The sequence below is a fragment of the Bartonella sp. P0282 genome (assembly GCF_048452985.1).
Classification (GTDB): domain Bacteria; phylum Pseudomonadota; class Alphaproteobacteria; order Rhizobiales; family Rhizobiaceae; genus Bartonella; species Bartonella choladocola.
Genome location: NZ_WTFO01000001.1, coordinates 728,143 through 743,277, shown reverse-complemented (window position 1 = coordinate 743,277; position 15,135 = coordinate 728,143). Strand labels below are relative to the sequence as shown.

Annotated in this window: 15 protein-coding genes; 7 read left to right on the top strand and 8 right to left on the bottom strand. The window is 44.6% G+C overall.

Annotated elements, in window-relative coordinates; translation table 11 throughout:
- Positions 1 to 26 precede the first annotated feature (26 nt).
- From iolE to GQS64_RS03265, 3 genes are all read right to left on the bottom strand, one after another.
- Positions 27 to 923 (bottom strand): myo-inosose-2 dehydratase, encoded by an 897-nt coding sequence (iolE, locus tag GQS64_RS03275; RefSeq protein ID WP_198230608.1) that lies wholly within the window; start codon positions 921 to 923, stop codon positions 27 to 29.
- Between the two features lie 39 nt (positions 924 to 962).
- Entirely contained in the window at positions 963 to 1,847 is an 885-nt protein-coding gene (locus GQS64_RS03270; protein WP_198230607.1) for a GRP family sugar transporter, read from the bottom strand.
- A 236-nt stretch (positions 1,848 to 2,083) separates the two neighbouring features.
- Entirely contained in the window at positions 2,084 to 2,764 is a 681-nt protein-coding gene (locus tag GQS64_RS03265; protein WP_198230606.1) for a FadR/GntR family transcriptional regulator, read from the bottom strand.
- A gap of 274 nt (positions 2,765 to 3,038) precedes the next feature.
- Here GQS64_RS03265 and GQS64_RS03260 point away from each other — a divergent pair, with 274 nt between their 5' ends.
- The 4 genes from GQS64_RS03260 to GQS64_RS03245 are packed head-to-tail and all read left to right on the top strand — an operon-like array spanning position 3,039 to position 7,241.
- Positions 3,039 to 3,821 carry an amidohydrolase family protein gene (locus GQS64_RS03260; RefSeq protein ID WP_198230605.1) on the top strand — a complete coding sequence of 261 codons (783 nt, stop codon included), beginning with the start codon at positions 3,039 to 3,041 and terminating at the stop codon, positions 3,819 to 3,821.
- A 7-nt stretch (positions 3,822 to 3,828) separates the two neighbouring features.
- Positions 3,829 to 4,605: an SDR family NAD(P)-dependent oxidoreductase gene (locus GQS64_RS03255; RefSeq protein WP_198230604.1), complete on the top strand. Its 777-nt coding sequence runs from the start codon at positions 3,829 to 3,831 to the stop codon at positions 4,603 to 4,605.
- A 27-nt stretch (positions 4,606 to 4,632) separates the two neighbouring features.
- Positions 4,633 to 6,480 (top strand): 3D-(3,5/4)-trihydroxycyclohexane-1,2-dione acylhydrolase (decyclizing), encoded by a 1,848-nt coding sequence (iolD, locus tag GQS64_RS03250; RefSeq protein WP_198230603.1) that lies wholly within the window; start codon positions 4,633 to 4,635, stop codon positions 6,478 to 6,480.
- Positions 6,480 to 7,241: an HpcH/HpaI aldolase family protein gene (locus GQS64_RS03245; RefSeq protein WP_246798483.1), complete on the top strand. Its 762-nt coding sequence runs from the start codon at positions 6,480 to 6,482 to the stop codon at positions 7,239 to 7,241. Before iolD ends, GQS64_RS03245 begins: the two co-directional genes overlap by 1 nt.
- A 199-nt stretch (positions 7,242 to 7,440) precedes the next feature.
- Here the strand turns inward: GQS64_RS03245 and GQS64_RS03240 are convergent, their stop codons facing one another.
- Complete coding sequence (locus GQS64_RS03240; protein WP_198230602.1) at positions 7,441 to 8,229, bottom strand: SDR family NAD(P)-dependent oxidoreductase; 789 nt, start codon at positions 8,227 to 8,229, stop codon at positions 7,441 to 7,443.
- A gap of 211 nt (positions 8,230 to 8,440) precedes the next feature.
- Between GQS64_RS03240 and GQS64_RS03235 the strand changes: the two genes are divergently transcribed.
- The 3 genes from GQS64_RS03235 to GQS64_RS03225 all read left to right on the top strand — a co-directional run bounded on the left by GQS64_RS03235 (position 8,441) and on the right by GQS64_RS03225 (position 11,560).
- Complete coding sequence (locus GQS64_RS03235) at positions 8,441 to 9,640, top strand: mandelate racemase/muconate lactonizing enzyme family protein (protein ID WP_198230601.1); 1,200 nt, start codon at positions 8,441 to 8,443, stop codon at positions 9,638 to 9,640.
- 14 nt (positions 9,641 to 9,654) lie between these two features.
- Positions 9,655 to 10,563, top strand: a complete 909-nt coding sequence (locus tag GQS64_RS03230; RefSeq protein WP_198230600.1) for a TIM barrel protein — start codon at positions 9,655 to 9,657, stop codon at positions 10,561 to 10,563.
- 646 nt (positions 10,564 to 11,209) lie between these two features.
- A complete protein-coding gene (locus GQS64_RS03225; RefSeq protein WP_077990770.1) occupies positions 11,210 to 11,560 on the top strand; it encodes an antibiotic biosynthesis monooxygenase family protein in 351 nt (116 codons plus the stop codon).
- Positions 11,561 to 11,901: 341 nt separating this feature from the next.
- Here GQS64_RS03225 and GQS64_RS03220 read toward each other — a convergent pair whose 3' ends face one another.
- From GQS64_RS03220 to GQS64_RS03205, 4 genes are read right to left on the bottom strand one after another with little or no spacing between them, the layout of a single operon-like run.
- Positions 11,902 to 12,555, bottom strand: coding sequence for an ABC transporter ATP-binding protein (locus GQS64_RS03220; RefSeq protein ID WP_198230599.1), 654 nt, complete (start codon positions 12,553 to 12,555; stop codon positions 11,902 to 11,904).
- Entirely contained in the window at positions 12,548 to 13,303 is a 756-nt protein-coding gene (locus GQS64_RS03215) for an ABC transporter ATP-binding protein (RefSeq protein ID WP_198230598.1), read from the bottom strand. Before GQS64_RS03215 ends, GQS64_RS03220 begins: the two co-directional genes overlap by 8 nt.
- Positions 13,300 to 14,235, bottom strand: coding sequence for a branched-chain amino acid ABC transporter permease (locus GQS64_RS03210; protein WP_198230597.1), 936 nt, complete (start codon positions 14,233 to 14,235; stop codon positions 13,300 to 13,302). The genes GQS64_RS03215 and GQS64_RS03210 overlap by 4 nt, the downstream gene beginning before the upstream one ends.
- A complete protein-coding gene (locus GQS64_RS03205) occupies positions 14,235 to 15,131 on the bottom strand; it encodes a branched-chain amino acid ABC transporter permease (RefSeq protein WP_198230596.1) in 897 nt (298 codons plus the stop codon). The genes GQS64_RS03210 and GQS64_RS03205 overlap by 1 nt, the downstream gene beginning before the upstream one ends.
- Positions 15,132 to 15,135: the final 4 nt, after the last annotated feature.

Sequence of the window (15,135 nt, the reverse complement as noted above, 5' to 3'; positions counted from 1 at the left end):
GTCCCATAATTTAGATCTATTCTAAACTACTCTATAATGTAGCCCGAATTATCCAAGCATTTTTTCAGATAGTTATAACCCATGGTAGCATATTGCAGCGGGGGGGCTTTTTCGGGATCCTGTTCGGCTTCAACAACGAACCAGCCTTGATAATGTTGTGCGGCCAGTTCATCACAAATTTTCTGGAAATCGATCATACCGTCACCGGGCACGGTAAAGACGCCTTCCAGAACGCAATCCAGAAAGGAGGAACGATCCCGATCAATTCCATTCATGATATTTTCACGAACATCCTTACAATGGACATGGACGACGCGTTTGCCGTATTTTTTCAGTATAGATAACGGATCAACGCCCGCCATAACGAGATGTCCGGTGTCAAATAACAAGCCAACGCTCTTTTTGGTTGCTGCAAGAAAGCGATCAATATCATGTTCCCTTTCAATAACCGCGCCAAGATGGTGGTGATAGGCAAGTTGAATATCTTCTGTGAGACACCAATCGGCAAAATCGTTCATCTTCTGCGCATAGCCAAGAATTTCATCGTCGTTCAATTGCGGACGCTTGTTTAACGGAACATGACGTTGACCTTGTATGCTGCGGGCAACTTCACCATAAACCATTGTCTTTACATCAAGATCACGTAGCAACTTCATTAAAGGCAAGGCTTGCTTTTTTTCGGCTTCCAAATTGTTATCAAGCAAAGTGCCGGAATACCAGCTTGCGGCCAATGCCAGATCATTGTTTGCCAATAATTGCCGAAGAACATTTGTTTCGCGCGGGAATTTGCCGCCCATTTCTGTTCCGCTGTAACCTGCTTTGCGGCTTTCTTCCAAACATTGTTCAACCGGAGTATCTCCGCCCAATTCGGGAAGATCGTCATTTGTCCATGCGATAGGGCATGCTGCCAATCGAGCTTTCATTTTTCTAATCCTTCAACCATGATGACGAAAATTTAATGCTTACATTTTGGTCGCGCCGACCATCAAACCGCCAATGACAACACAGCCGACGCCGGACAAAACATAGATCAGCTCTTTGCGTGTCTTTTTTTCCTTCAAAAACAGAAGTGCACCCAATGTTGCAACAACCACAGCCATTTGCGACAGCGTCCAACCGACAGCCAATCCATTCATCTGGATAGAAATCAAAAGTGTAAAATTGGCTATTGCGAAGAAAAGGCCGGAAAGTAAATTGGCAAATGTCTTTTTACCGAAAACACCGGTATCCTTGTCGCCAACAGATTTCCCCATGGTCAAAACACATAAGATTAATGTAGCGACAAACATCACAATTGATTGTGGAACGACCATCTGCCAGCCATCGACAGTAAAAAACTTTCCGATAGAGGCATAGGCGATATATGTCAGAGATGATAGCACAACACATATCATACCAAGCTTGGTGTCACCGTGGACTTCTTCTTTTTTCTCGGTGAACGTGGTAAGCCAAACGCCAACAACCAGAAGCAGAAGAGCGGGAACACCGCACATAAACTGCCAGGAAGCAATCCAATCTTTGAAGAAAAGGACGCCAAGCAGAGTATTACAGGCCAATGTCAGCCCTGTCACAATCGGAAAAGCTTTCGATACGCCTATGAGCTCGAAGGAACGAACCTGTAAAAATTGCGCGACTGTCCAGCAAATACCATTAATCAGGGCTGCTGCAATCAATGTTGGGGACCAAATGATCGGCTCCCCGAATAACCAGACGACAATTGCAAATATAAGTGTAGCAGTGACAACACCCATCAATTTATTTTGGGTAATACCACCGACTTTTTGCATAGAGAGGACTTGCAGCCCCCATCCAAGAGCAGGCACCAGGCCAATAAGCAGTGCTTCCATATTTTCCTCCCGATTTGTAAAGCACCAGAGACCTCTTTTTGCAGCTCCATTCTAAAACGGCACTTTTCATTTGGCCGGTCAGAAACATCTGAAAGTTATTTGCGTCAAAGGATCTCCACCCAGTGACGAATGATATGTTCAGCTTCCATAAATGTCAATATTGAACAATATTAATATATTTTTCTTATATTTTTCAATATGATAACTATTATTATTTACTAATTTTTACTAATTAATTATTTTCCTATCAATCGTTCTATGCCTGCCGACAAATGTTTCAATACAGCCGCTTCCGCCTCATCCGGCGCGTTGTCTTTGATAGCTGTAAATATACCGGCATGTTCTTTTGCCACTCTTTCAGCATGTCTCCAATCGAAAGCAACGGTGCGCATTTGGCGTCCCAGACGCATAGCGACCAGAATATGCGGCTTCAACATATTGAATGTAAAATCGAGATAATGGTTGTGTGCGGCTGCGACAATCAGACGATGAAATTCAATATCGCGATCCATCTGTTCTTCACCGTCAACACCGGATTTTGCATAAAGCTCCATGGCCGCGTGTATTTTGTCGACATCCTCGTCGCTGCGAACAAGTGCTGCCTGTCGGGCGGCTCCCCCCTCGATAATCATTCTGAATTGTAAACATTTAACGAGATCGGCAATCGTCGTCGGCGGGTCGATAAAGGCCGTTTCTTCTGTTGCTTTTTCACGCAGATACGTTCCCGACCCGCGACGGGATTCAAGTACGCCTTCGGCCTTCAATATATCGAGCGCCTTACGCAAAACAGGGCGTGAAACCTGTATCTGGCGCGACAAATATGTCTCCGGCGGCAATCTGTCACCAACCTTGATAGCAGGATCACGCAACAAAGTTCTTAATTTATCAAGAGCACCATCAATGAGCGGCGTTGTCATAAAACCATCTCCTAAATTAGTAATAATTTGTAATTTTTAATTTTTTACAACTATTTTTAATAAGTAAAATCATTATGTTAAAAAAATAGCCCTTTCTTTTTTAAAATTAATATTGACTAAAACTATAGATAGGCTTTTATATAGTTCAGGTGAAACTTTCAGTAAAACCATAATGGGGAGCGGGAATACAGATGTTCGATAATGGCATCAACTCCCAGTAATTTTGATGCTTGATAATAACAAATTCTTACCACCTCGTCTTTTTGATGCACATATGCACTTTTATAATACTGTCGCTAACACGGCGACAACGCCATTTAAAGTTCCCGTCGCCGACGTTAATTCCTATCAACAAAAAATGGCGGAACTGAATATTGAAAAAGTAGCTGTTGTGCAATCAATGCTCTATGGCACCGATAATTCGGTGATGCTTCACGGCGTTGAAGCGCTTGGATTGAAGCGCGCCTGCGCTATTGCGGTTACAAAAGCCGATGCGCCTAAAAAATTATGGCAGGATCTCGATAAGAAAGGCGTTCGCGGTTTAAGAGCCTTTATGCTGTTTGACCCGTTATTGCAATGGAGTGAACTGGTAGAGTTATCAAAACGTCTGGCGGATATAGGCTGGCAACTTCATTTGCAAATGGACGGAAGAAAACTGCCGCAATATCGGGACATCATTTCACAAATTGCCTGTCCGCTCGTCATCGATCACGTAGGCAAATTTATCCCCCCCGTTAAAGTTCATTCGGATGAATTCCAAACACTTCTGCGCCTTCTCGAAAACGAAAACAGATGGGTCAAGATTTCCGGCTTTTATGAAACGTCGAAAAACGGCGCTCCCGATTATGAAGATGTAACGGTTCTGGCGCGCACGCTCGTTTCCCATATACCGGATCGGGTGGTTTGGGCATCCAATTGGCCGCATCCCAATTTACAGCCGCCCCCCGACGATTTGGCCCTCATTGAATTGACAATGAGGCTTACCGACACACCGGAAGCGGCAGAAAAGTTATTTTATTCAAACGCAATGCGCCTCTACGGCTTTTCAAAACCTTAAGGACTTTATGATGTCATTCGACGGAAAATTCTATATTATTACAGGTGGTGCCGGCGGCATTGGACTAGCAACCGCGAAATATCTCGCCAAACGTGGTGCAAGAATTCTCGCTATTGATCGGCAAAAAGCCTCTTTTTCACAATCGGAAGCGGAGTTTGATCGCATAACGTTTGAAACCTGCGATGTAACCAACCGGAAACAAATCGAAACAATCATCGAGCAAGCCGTCGAAAAATTCGGAATACCGGACGGTCTTGTAACCAGCGCAGGCGTTGATCGGCACCATGATTTCTTTTCATTAAGTGACGACGAATTCAAAAACATTCTTGATATTAATGTATTGGGTTCTTTCAGATTTACCCAGATCTGCGCGCGTCTGTGGAAAGAACATCCGCGTCAGGACAATAGTACATATGCTGTTGTGCTACTTTCATCTGTCAATGCGATCATTGCTACCGCGACCCACACGGCTTATGCGACATCAAAGGGAGCAGTCGCACAAATGACCCGTGTTATGTCAGTCGAGCTTGCTCCATATGGCATTCGGGTGAACGCGATGGCTCCCGGAACAATACGAACGGCACTTCTCGACGCTCTCGTCAAAGAAAGTCCCGATGCACTCGATTCAGTCCTTTCCCGAACGCCATTAGGCCGTGTCGGTAACCCCGAAGAGATTGCAAGCTCCATCGCTTTTCTGCTCGATGATGCTTCTAGTTACGTGACCGGACAATCACTTTACGCAGACGGCGGAAGAACAATTCAAAATCTCATACTCAAAAAATAAACATCAACCCATGACCGGGAGGAAAACATGACTCAAAAAACGATACGCCTGACAATGGCGCAAGCATTGGTTCGCTACCTTATCAATCAGTTCATTGACGACGATGGCGTTGAAAAGCCGCTATTTCCCGGTATTTTTGCTATATTCGGTCATGGCAATGTGACATGCCTTGGCGAGGCCCTGGAACCCTATCGCGACAGACTTCCGGTTTGGCGTGGACAGAATGAACAGTCGATGGCAATGGCCGCCATTGCTTACGCAAAAGAGCACCGCCGCCGCCAGATTATGATAGCGCTTTCGTCGATTGGACCCGGCTCGTCGAATATGATGACCGCAGCAGCTGCCGCCTACTCGAACAGATTGCCGGTTCTTTTGTTATCGGGCGATGTTTTTGCAACCCGTCGACCGGATCCGGTTTTACAACAAACCGAAAATTTTCAGGATGCAACCGCAACTGTGAGTGACGGTTTTAAACCGTTCACACGTTATTGGGATCGCATAACCTATCCATCCCAGATTATTTCTTCACTACCTCATGCTGTATCAACCATGCTTGATCCGGCCACTGCGGGACCGGCATTTATCGGATTATGTCAGGATGTTCAGGAAATGGCTTATGACTATCCGGAAGCATTTTTTGCCAAAAAAATACATCACATAGACCGCCCGCGCGCCGATAAAAAATCCATAGAACAGGCTGTTGAAACTCTTAAAAAAGCTGAACGTCCGCTTGTCATTGCCGGAGGGGGTGTGCGTTATTCAAAAGCCGAACAGGACTTGCAAAGCTTCGCCGAAAAATACAATTTGCCGGTTGTAGAAACAATCGCCGGTAAAGGAACATTGATACATGGTCATCAAAATCTGATGGGAATGATCGGCGTATCCGGTTCCGATGCCGGAAATATGATGGCAGCAAATGCCGACTGCATTATTGCCATTGGAACACGTTTGCAAGACTACATCACCGGCTCGTGGACGTGTTTTCCACGCGATGCGAAATTTGTTTCAATCAATACAACGCGCTTTGACAGCGTCAAACATCAGGCACAAGGCGTTGTCGGCGATGCTAAAGAAGCACTAGCCGATATTTCGGAAAAGCTCGGCTCATGGAAAGCTGATAAAGACTGGTTGAAACGAGGACAGGACGCCACCCGAAAATGGTATGAAAAAGTCGAGCAGTTTCAAAAACCTGACAATGGTGAAATCCTCACTTACGCACAAGTTGTCGGTGCTGTTAATGCCCAATCGGATGAATTTGACACCGTCGTTTCATCCGCAGGCGGAATTGTCGGCGAACTCCTGAAAGGCTGGCATGTCAAGGGACGTTACGGCTTCGACAGCGAGATGGGCTCCTCGACGATGGGCTATGAAATCGGCGCGGGTTGGGGAACAGCGATGGCACGTAATAAAGGTGAAGTCTATGTCATGCTTGGCGACGGCTCTTACCTGATGGCCAATTCGGATATCTATTCTTCCGTCCTCACAGGGCACAAGATTATTGTTATCGTCTGCGACAATGAAGGTTTTGCAATTATCCGCCGCCTACAGGTGGGAAAAGGTAATGTTCCTTATAATAACATGATCGCCGAAAGTAAGGTAAAGCAACCCTTTGGTGTCGACTTTGCTGCCCATGCTGCCGCTATGGGAGCTGCTACAAGACGGGTTGACAGTTATAGCGAGCTCGAAGATGCTTTGGACTGGGCACGCAAACAGGATAAAAGTTGTCTTATTCATGTTCCGGTTGCTGCTGACAAATGGACACCCGGCGACTCGTTCTGGGATGTGGGGGTTCCGGAAATAAGCCACCGCAAGGAAGTTTGTGATGCAAGAGCCGAGCAAGTTGATGGAAGAAAAATGCAACGCGAGGGGGTATAATGATGACGCAGTCGGGAAATAGTTTTAAAGCAAATTTGCACAAAAAGAAGCTCATAGGATTATGGGTTTCGCTGTGTTCACCCGCATCTGCCGAAATTTGCGCCCGTTCGGGAGCCGATTGGGTACTGGTCGACATGGAACATGCCCCCAATGAGGTGGCAGGTGTTGCCGATCAGCTAAGAGCGGCCGAACATGCAACCGCAGTCATTGTCCGCCCGCCCGAAAGCACACAGACATATGCCAAACGCCTTCTCGATATAGGTGTTAAAACCATTATGTTTCCCATGATCGATACACCCGAACAGGCTAAGGCGGTTGTCTCATGGACAAGGTATCCGCCACACGGTATACGCGGCATTTCCGGAGTTATCCGCGCTTCCGACTATGGCAGAGATAGCCAATATCGCGAACGTCTCGAAGAAGAAATCTGCGTTATTGTGCAGGCTGAAACACCTCAGGCTATTGCTAATATTCCGGCAATTGCAGCCGTTAAGGGCATTGATGCGATTTTCATTGGCCCCGGTGATCTTTCAGCATCAATGGGATATACGGGTAACGCGAATGCACCTGAAGTAAGACGCGTCATCAAAGAGGCATTGGGAACCATTAAAAGCAACGGAAAGGGTGCCGGTGTGCTCGGATATGGTGCTCCCCTTGCACACGAGTTTTTTGCAGAAGGTGCCGATTTTGTTGCAGTTGGTGCCGATACCTGGCTGCTTGCTCGCGAAACAGCCGGACTTGTCAAAGCCTGCCGCACCTGACTATATCGAGTTTTAAACTATTGATTTTTGTATTGAAACCGGCAACTCCGTTTTGCCGGTTTCATTGATTTAACCCCTTTTGGCGATTTCAATGATTTACCCCCGTTTGCCGATTTTAAATATTGAACTCCGGCAATGCGGTAAACTGTCAGCATTGAGTCATGCACTGGCAGTTAATTATGGCTCCAATAATAGAACATCAAATTGAGTCAATCACACCGCCGTCGACACGTATAGATGCACCTGTCGTTCCTGAGGCCTGTTGTGAAGCGATATAGACGACCATATTGGCGACCTCGTCTGTTGTCGTTGGACGTTGAAGAATTGAACTTGGACGCATGCGCATAACGTAATCACGGGCTGCCTGATCCAGTGTTTTACCGTTCTTCTTGATGTCATCCTGCAACTGTTCAATCATACCATCTGATAATGTTGGCCCTGGCAGAACCGCATTCACCGTCACGCCGGTTCCTGCCAGTCTTTTTGCCAAACCGCGCGATAAAGCCAAAAGCGCCGTTTTTGTCACACCATAATGAATCATTTCCGAAGGTATATTGAAGGCCGATTCCGAAGAAATAAAAATGACCCTGCCCCATCCTTTTTTAATCATGGACGGGGTTAATTTGCGCGATAAGCGAACACCCGACATAATATTGGTTTCAAAAAACTGCTCCCAAACGTCGTCTCCTGTGTCATAAAAATCGCGTTCGCCGAATATTCCAAGATTATTCACCAATATATCGACAGACGGAAAAGTCTCTGTCAATTTTGTGCAATCCTGTGCCAAAGAGAGATCGCCAACAAAAGACTGGACAGCCTTGCCAGTCGCTTTTTTCAACTCTTCAGATGCATGTTCGACACTTTCGCGACTGCGTCCATTAATGATGACATCTGCGCCCGATAGCGCCAATCCTTTGGCGATGGCCAGACCGATGCCTTTTGTCGATCCGGTTACGATAGCCCGCTTACCATTAAGTTCAATTTTCATTTACATCTTCCTTCAATTCTGTTTTCACACCAACGGACAAAGCGATTCCGCTTCAAACATTAATTTGTATAAATTAGTAAAATACCCGTTTTTAACATATTGTAATAACGTTATTTTTTAAAAATTATTTGTATAATATAACACATTTTTACAAATAATTATTGACTTTTTTCGATTATAAGTTTCAACATGCTGCAATGGGAGAGTTATTATGTCCAAAATTCAGTCCATTCAAACAATCCGGATTGCCGACCGCCCGAAACTTATATGGGTAGAAATCACAACCGATGAAGGCATTGTCGGTCTTGGAGAAAGTTTCCGCAATGCTGAAAGTGTCGAAGCTCTAATTCATGAACACGTTGCTCCCCAGATACTTGGAAAAGATTCCAGAAATATAGAAGAAATTTCACGTTTGTTGATGGGCTATTATCTCGGATTTAACAGCAGTGGTGCTGAAATCCGTGCGGCCAGTGCTGTCGATATTGCTCTATGGGATATTGCAGGCAAGCGCCACGGCATACCGGTTTATGAAGCGATAGGCGGAAAAAGCAGGAACGAAATACGCGTTTATAATACCTGTGCCGGCTATGACTTCAATTCGCGCGGTGTAAACCGACGTTTGGTAAGTGGCAATGAAATTCCTGCCGGTCCATCCGACGACCAGATAGCTTTTACAAAAGATGCCGGTGCACTCGCAGAAAGCTTGTTATCGGAAGGTTATAGCGCAATGAAAATTTGGCCTTTTGATATTTTTGCTGTGACTGGTGGCAATACCATCACTTTGCCCGAACTGAAGCAAGGATTGGAACCTTTCAGAAAAATTCGGCAAGCGGTCGGTGATCGCATAGAAGTCATGTGTGAACTTCACAGTTTGTGGAGCTCATATGCAGCCGAGCGGATTTGTCGCGCTTTGGAAGATTACAATATCTTCTGGGTTGAAGACCCGATTAATAAAATGGACAATTTCAAAGCGCTGGCAGATCTGCGGCAACGGGTGCGCGTTCCGGTCTGCGGTAGTGAAACACTCGGTGGAGCGGCAAGTTTCCAAAAAATGCTGTCGGCGAATGCCACCGATATTGTGATGGCTGATCTCGCATGGTGCGGCGGCCTGACCGAAGGGCGCAAAATAGCCTATCTTGCCGAAATCTATGGCAAACCTTTTGCGCCGCATGATTGTACCGGTCCGGTTACACTGGTTGCCGGTCTTCATCTGGCGCTCCATGCTTCCACAGCCATTTATCAAGAAGTGGTCAGAGCAAGTCTGGCATCGTGGTATCCCGAACTCGTTTCCGGACTGCCGCCGATTGAAAACGGAAGCATTCATGCTCCTGAAAAACCGGGGCTCGGAATATCTCTTCATGAAAATGTAAAAAGCCGGAAAGATGCAATCTTGCGAAACAGTCACCTTTGACGGAGGGACCTAAAATGAATAGAAGACAGATCCTGAAATCTATCGGCCTCATGGCCATTGCCAATCCGTTTTACATCAAACAATCCCTCGCCGAAAGCAACCAGCCGGCTTTACCGAAATTTGCCTTGAACCGGATAACAGCACCGCATTTATCGCTCGGTCATTATCTTGAATTATGTCATACCCTTGGTATCGACAATATCGAGCTTAGAAATGATATAGCCGGTAGCGAAATACAAAACACAAAAGACATCGGTCAGGTTGCAAAAACCTGTCAATCCGCAAACATCAAAGTTTTAACAGTCAACGCCTTATACCCGATGGATATTTGGAACGACGAATTAAAGAATAAAGCGATAACAATTGCTGCCGCAGCACAACAATTGGGGGCTAAAGGCGTGGTTTGCTGCCCGTCGGTCGAGCCGGATGACAAGAGAAGTAGCGAAGAAAAAGCGGCCGGTTTACGACGTTCACTCGACGCATTGGCAAAAATATTTCACGATCATAATGTGATGGGATATATCGAGCCGCTAGGTTTTACACAATCATCTCTGCGCCGCAAAAAAACTGCACTCCAAGCCATATCGGATGTCGGCGGAAATGATGTCTTCCGGCTGGTTCACGACACATTCCATCATTTTCTGGCACAGGATCCGGATTACTTTGTCGATATGACCGCAATTGTCCATATTTCGGGTGTTGACGATAAAAACCTGCCTATTGATGCAATTCGCAATGAAGACCGGACCGTTGTCGACCCTCAAGATATTATGAGCAACATCCAGCAACTTAAAGAGCTTCGGAAACGCGGATATAAAGGTGATATTTCACATGAAATATTTTCCCCGAACGTACAAAATGATAAAAACATCGCTTCACGATTGAATACGTCCATGGAATATATCCGCTCTTCTTTAGCGTAACCACGCACCGATATGATAACAGACATTTAAAAAATGGGTGAAAAACTTTTATTTCATCCATTTTATTTTATTATATTCATTTTAAAACAATATTATTTTATAATTATACTGTTTGATTTTTATAACGACGAATGATATTTCTTAATATTATATAATAAAATTTATAATACCGTATTCATAACACCTTCAAACTTGATCTGCACCTATCGGTTTTTTCTTATTTAAAACCGCATGCATTCGCTTACTCTTGTTGCATAAGATAACCGGATATTTCATTATTTTTTCTGCAAAAATATCACAAAAAATGTAGTTTTAACCCCTATTAAATAATATTAAAAAAGAAATATATTTGTTTTGTCCGATTTTATCGCGTTTGTTTAAGTTTAACTTTTATTTTATGTATTCTCAATTTTCCAATAACATGTAAAAAATTTACGAGTTTTTATTTTTACTATTGTCATGGAAAATTGAACAAAGCTATTGTTGTGAAATAATCGCGCAAGTCTTTATACGTTCTTTTTACTTTATCATTCGGCAATGGCAAGATCGCTAAAAGAATTTGTCTGATAACGTTAAAAACGCTGTTATAAAACGTGAATTAAGCTAATCTGCTCGAATTGGAATTATATTCGGAACCTTTATTGCAATGACAAAAGCTTTTTCAATAACACCCCCACCCCCCTATTACATTGTAGCCTTTTCGTCACAAAGGACTGAGGGAGACAATGGCTATGGGGAAATGTCCATAGCCATGGAAAAACTGGCCTTGCAGCAACCGGGTTGTCTTGGTGCTGAAAGTGTTCGCGGTGCTGATGGCTTCGGGATTACCAACTCGTTCTGGAAAGACGAAGCCAGTATGAAGGCCTGGAAAGCAAATGTGGATCACAAATTGGCTCAAAAATTAGGGAAGGAAATATTTTATTCCCGTTACATCATCCGCATTGCGAAAGTCGAGCGGGACTATGGTTTTGACAAAGAAGTCACAGCAACAAATTGATTGACTGATGCAATTTCGTTTTTCGAGTTGACCTTCCACGGTCAAAGCCGAACAATCGTTTATTTCATCTGCGGTGATAAATCTATAACCGGTTTTAAAGGGACGACGTGACAACCGATAGCATAATAGATGAGAACAGATGTTCTGTGCATGCATATCAATCCAACGCCCGACCTGAATTGAAATTCATCGTTTTGATATCCATTCAAATGAACAATGATTGAATATAACGATTTCTAATTGTTTTTATCTTTTTACGCACTATACAATGAAAACAGATTGAAAATCGGGAAAATGAGCGATTTTTGTCATTTAAGTTTCAACGTTTTTATTGAACGTTTTTACTGTTTGATATTTTTTTCAACTTTTCCACGCTCGATAACATAAACATCATCAAGGAGGCTCTTGGAATGCACATGATCGGCCTCGGAAAGTAAAATTGTCAAACCTTCCGTTCGTAGGGCTGCAATCACTTCAATCAATCGTTGAGCCAAAGCCGGAGCAACCCCCTCGAAAGGTTCGTCCAACAATAATAATGAACGCCCGATAATTAATGCACGTCCCAATGCAACAAGTTTTTGTTGCCCTCCAGAAAGAGTAATCGCCTTACGGTTTGCAAAACGGGCAATTTCGGGCATGAGTTCATATATCCATTTCAAGCGTTCAGGCTGTCGTTTCTGTCCAGTGGCATCGAGAGGCAAAAGAATATTTTCTTCGACGCTGAATTCAGGAATCAAACGGCGATCTTCCGGCATATAGCCCACGCCAATCCTCGCCCGCATATGGGTCGGCTGGTTCGTCATATCTTTTCCATCAATCCATATTTGCCCTTTGGATAACGGAAGAATTCCCATAATCGTGCGCATAAATGTTGTTTTTCCGGCACCATTTCGTCCAATAAGGCCAACTGTTCGTCTTGGCTCCATGGTAACACTCACGGATCTCAAAATATGGGTGCCCGCTATAAATACGTCGACAGATTTTGTCTCAAGCATAAGACTTTCCAATCACATAGTTTTGCACCTTGTCGTTCTCCAACACGCTGTTTACATCGCCGTCTGCCAGGATAGTACCTTCATAAAAAGCAATGACACGATGAGCATAATGGCGGACAATAGAGACATCATGTTCAATAAATAATATTGTGGCGTTGATCGCTTTGAGCGGAACAATGACCTGTTCCATCATTTCCATTTTTTCATCAACACTTACGCCCGACGTTGGCTCATCAAGCAGCATGATTTCCGGCTTTCCCACAGATGCCATTGCAATATCCAGCTTCTTTCTGACGCCTTGCGGCAATGTACCCGCAAGCTCTTTTTCGATCTCTGACAAACCGAAATGTTCCAACATCTGGCGAGCCTCGTCTATGCGTCGTGACGTGAGGCTACTTGCCCACAAAGACACCGACGATTCAGCCGCCGCATCGGCGACAATCATGTTTTCGAGCACAGTGAGCTTTGGAAATATCTGGGCAATTTGAAACGACCTACGAATACCTTGAAGCGCAGTTTTCCTTGGATCAAGACCCGTAATATCCTTTCCACGGAAAAGAATAGCACCCGCCGAAGGTTTGATATATCCCGTTACCATATTAACAAATGTCGTTTTTCCTGCACCATTTGAACCGATGATAGCGATTTGTTCACGCGGTTTTATTTCCAAAGATATATTGTGGGCTGCGATAACACCTCCGAAATTCTTTTCTAATCCTTTCACTGCAAGAATGGATTCTTGTGTCATTTGCGTCTTCCCCCAATAAGTGACCACAAACCGTTTGGAAGCGTCAGTATAACTGTTAACATGACAACGCCCAGAATAAGTTGCCAGGCATGCGGTACATATCCGATTGAATAGGTGCGAACAATTTCAAGCAAAAAATATCCCAAAATAGGTGCAATGACGCTTCCTCGCCCTGCAAGCAATGCAACAAAGACAAAGCCGCCCGATGTCGTCCAATTTGTTAGTCCGGGTTCGATATGTCCGGTCGAAATGGCAATCAAGCACCCTCCGACGCCCGAAATAACGCCAGCCGTTACATAACAGCAGAAAGTGACAATCCGCGGAGAAGCCCCAAGATAGTTAAGACGCACTTCGTTTTGTTCGACTGCGTCCAACATAGCACCGGCATTAGAAGCCAGATAACGTGTGACTACAAAACAAATCAGGACAACAATAATAACTGAAAACCAATAGGCATATACGTCACGAATGCTGGAATCCGGCACAAATCCGAAATAGCTCACAGCAGGGATGTTGAACCCGTCTGTTGATCCCAGACTCGATGATTTGACCAGAACTCCATACAAAATCATTGAAATAGCCATTGATAACATGGCAAAAAATATTTCCCGATAACGCGACAGCAACAAGCCTAATACCAGACTAAAAAACAGAGATACAACCACTGATGCTATGAGAAGCAATGTGATTTCCCTGATGCCGGAGACCACCGCGAGAAAGCCTGCAACGTAAGCCCCAAGGCAATAGAAAAAGCCTTGCCCGAAAGAAACCAAACCGGCTCTCATCTGAATCATGACGGCAAGAGCGACAAGCCCTCCGGCCAAAGATGTTTGCAACTGATAACGCATCCATGCCGGCAAAAAGAAGCCACAGGCTAACAAGATTGTTAAAAACAAAACCCGATAACCGTCTTTTCTGAAATCGATAGACATTATATTTTCCGAACTGCTTGTTTAGCAAAGAGGCCATGTGGACGTACTGCCAAAACGACAGCCATGATGGCGTATATGGCGAATAACTCGAAATCGGGTGCCAAATGCACACTTGTCGCTCGCGCAAAACCGGCCAGAAGTGCACCGACAGCCGCACCGCTGATCGATCCCAGACCACCAATAACGACCACTGCAAAAGCAAGTATTATAACTTCGGCCCCAATATCGGGCGTGATTGAAATTTTCGGAGCCGTCAATACACCACCGATCACCGCAAGCGTGGTCCCCAAGGCGAATGTTATCGCAAAAATGCGAGTCACATTAATGCCCATAGCCGCACTGATCTCGCGATCGGCGACAACGGAAATCATCATTTTTCCAGTCCTGGTGAAGTTGATCCACCAATAAAGACCAAGTCCGATCACAATGGCTACGGCTATAATCAAGAAATCATAATTCTGATAAAAGAGGCCAGCTATATCGGAATAACCAAAATAGGCATAAGGCTCGGTTACGAAATAACCCTGTACCCCCCATATGAGTTTTACAACGTCAGACAAGATAAGGAAAAGTGAATATGTAACCAAAACCATGAGGACTTCATCTCGACCATATAGCCAACGAAGAACACCTCGTTCGATCACCAATCCGACAATAAAACCTGTGACAATAGCAACCACTGCCATGACCAAAAAAGCGCCTGCTTGTGGCAATCCGGCACTATAATAAGCGCCGAGTGCAGTGACACAAGAATAGGCGCCGATGGTATAGAATGCGCCATGAGCAATGTTCAATATTCGCATTACACCGAAGATCAAAGTCAGACCGACAGCGACAAGGAATAACCATGCCGAATAATTCAATCCATCAAGAAAAATCGCGGTTAACAGTAACATATAA

What these genes read in the sequence shown, in the direction of transcription:
- GQS64_RS03220 (WP_198230599.1), bottom strand. Translation starts at nt 12,555, where the DNA reads ATGCTTGAGACAAAATCTGTCGACGTATTTATAGCGGGCACCCATATT.
- GQS64_RS03225 (WP_077990770.1), top strand. Translation starts at nt 11,210, where the DNA reads ATGACAAAAGCTTTTTCAATAACACCCCCACCCCCCTATTACATTGTA.
- GQS64_RS03255 (WP_198230604.1), top strand. Translation starts at nt 3,829, where the DNA reads ATGATGTCATTCGACGGAAAATTCTATATTATTACAGGTGGTGCCGGC.
- GQS64_RS03260 (WP_198230605.1), top strand. Translation starts at nt 3,039, where the DNA reads ATGCACTTTTATAATACTGTCGCTAACACGGCGACAACGCCATTTAAA.
- GQS64_RS03240 (WP_198230602.1), bottom strand. Translation starts at nt 8,229, where the DNA reads ATGAAAATTGAACTTAATGGTAAGCGGGCTATCGTAACCGGATCGACA.
- iolE (WP_198230608.1), bottom strand. Translation starts at nt 923, where the DNA reads ATGAAAGCTCGATTGGCAGCATGCCCTATCGCATGGACAAATGACGAT.
- GQS64_RS03230 (WP_198230600.1), top strand. Translation starts at nt 9,655, where the DNA reads ATGAATAGAAGACAGATCCTGAAATCTATCGGCCTCATGGCCATTGCC.
- iolD (WP_198230603.1), top strand. Translation starts at nt 4,633, where the DNA reads ATGACTCAAAAAACGATACGCCTGACAATGGCGCAAGCATTGGTTCGC.
- GQS64_RS03205 (WP_198230596.1), bottom strand. Translation starts at nt 15,131, where the DNA reads ATGTTACTGTTAACCGCGATTTTTCTTGATGGATTGAATTATTCGGCA.
- GQS64_RS03270 (WP_198230607.1), bottom strand. Translation starts at nt 1,847, where the DNA reads ATGGAAGCACTGCTTATTGGCCTGGTGCCTGCTCTTGGATGGGGGCTG.
- GQS64_RS03235 (WP_198230601.1), top strand. Translation starts at nt 8,441, where the DNA reads ATGTCCAAAATTCAGTCCATTCAAACAATCCGGATTGCCGACCGCCCG.
- GQS64_RS03265 (WP_198230606.1), bottom strand. Translation starts at nt 2,764, where the DNA reads ATGACAACGCCGCTCATTGATGGTGCTCTTGATAAATTAAGAACTTTG.
- GQS64_RS03215 (WP_198230598.1), bottom strand. Translation starts at nt 13,303, where the DNA reads ATGACACAAGAATCCATTCTTGCAGTGAAAGGATTAGAAAAGAATTTC.
- GQS64_RS03245 (WP_246798483.1), top strand. Translation starts at nt 6,480, where the DNA reads ATGATGACGCAGTCGGGAAATAGTTTTAAAGCAAATTTGCACAAAAAG.
- GQS64_RS03210 (WP_198230597.1), bottom strand. Translation starts at nt 14,235, where the DNA reads ATGTCTATCGATTTCAGAAAAGACGGTTATCGGGTTTTGTTTTTAACA.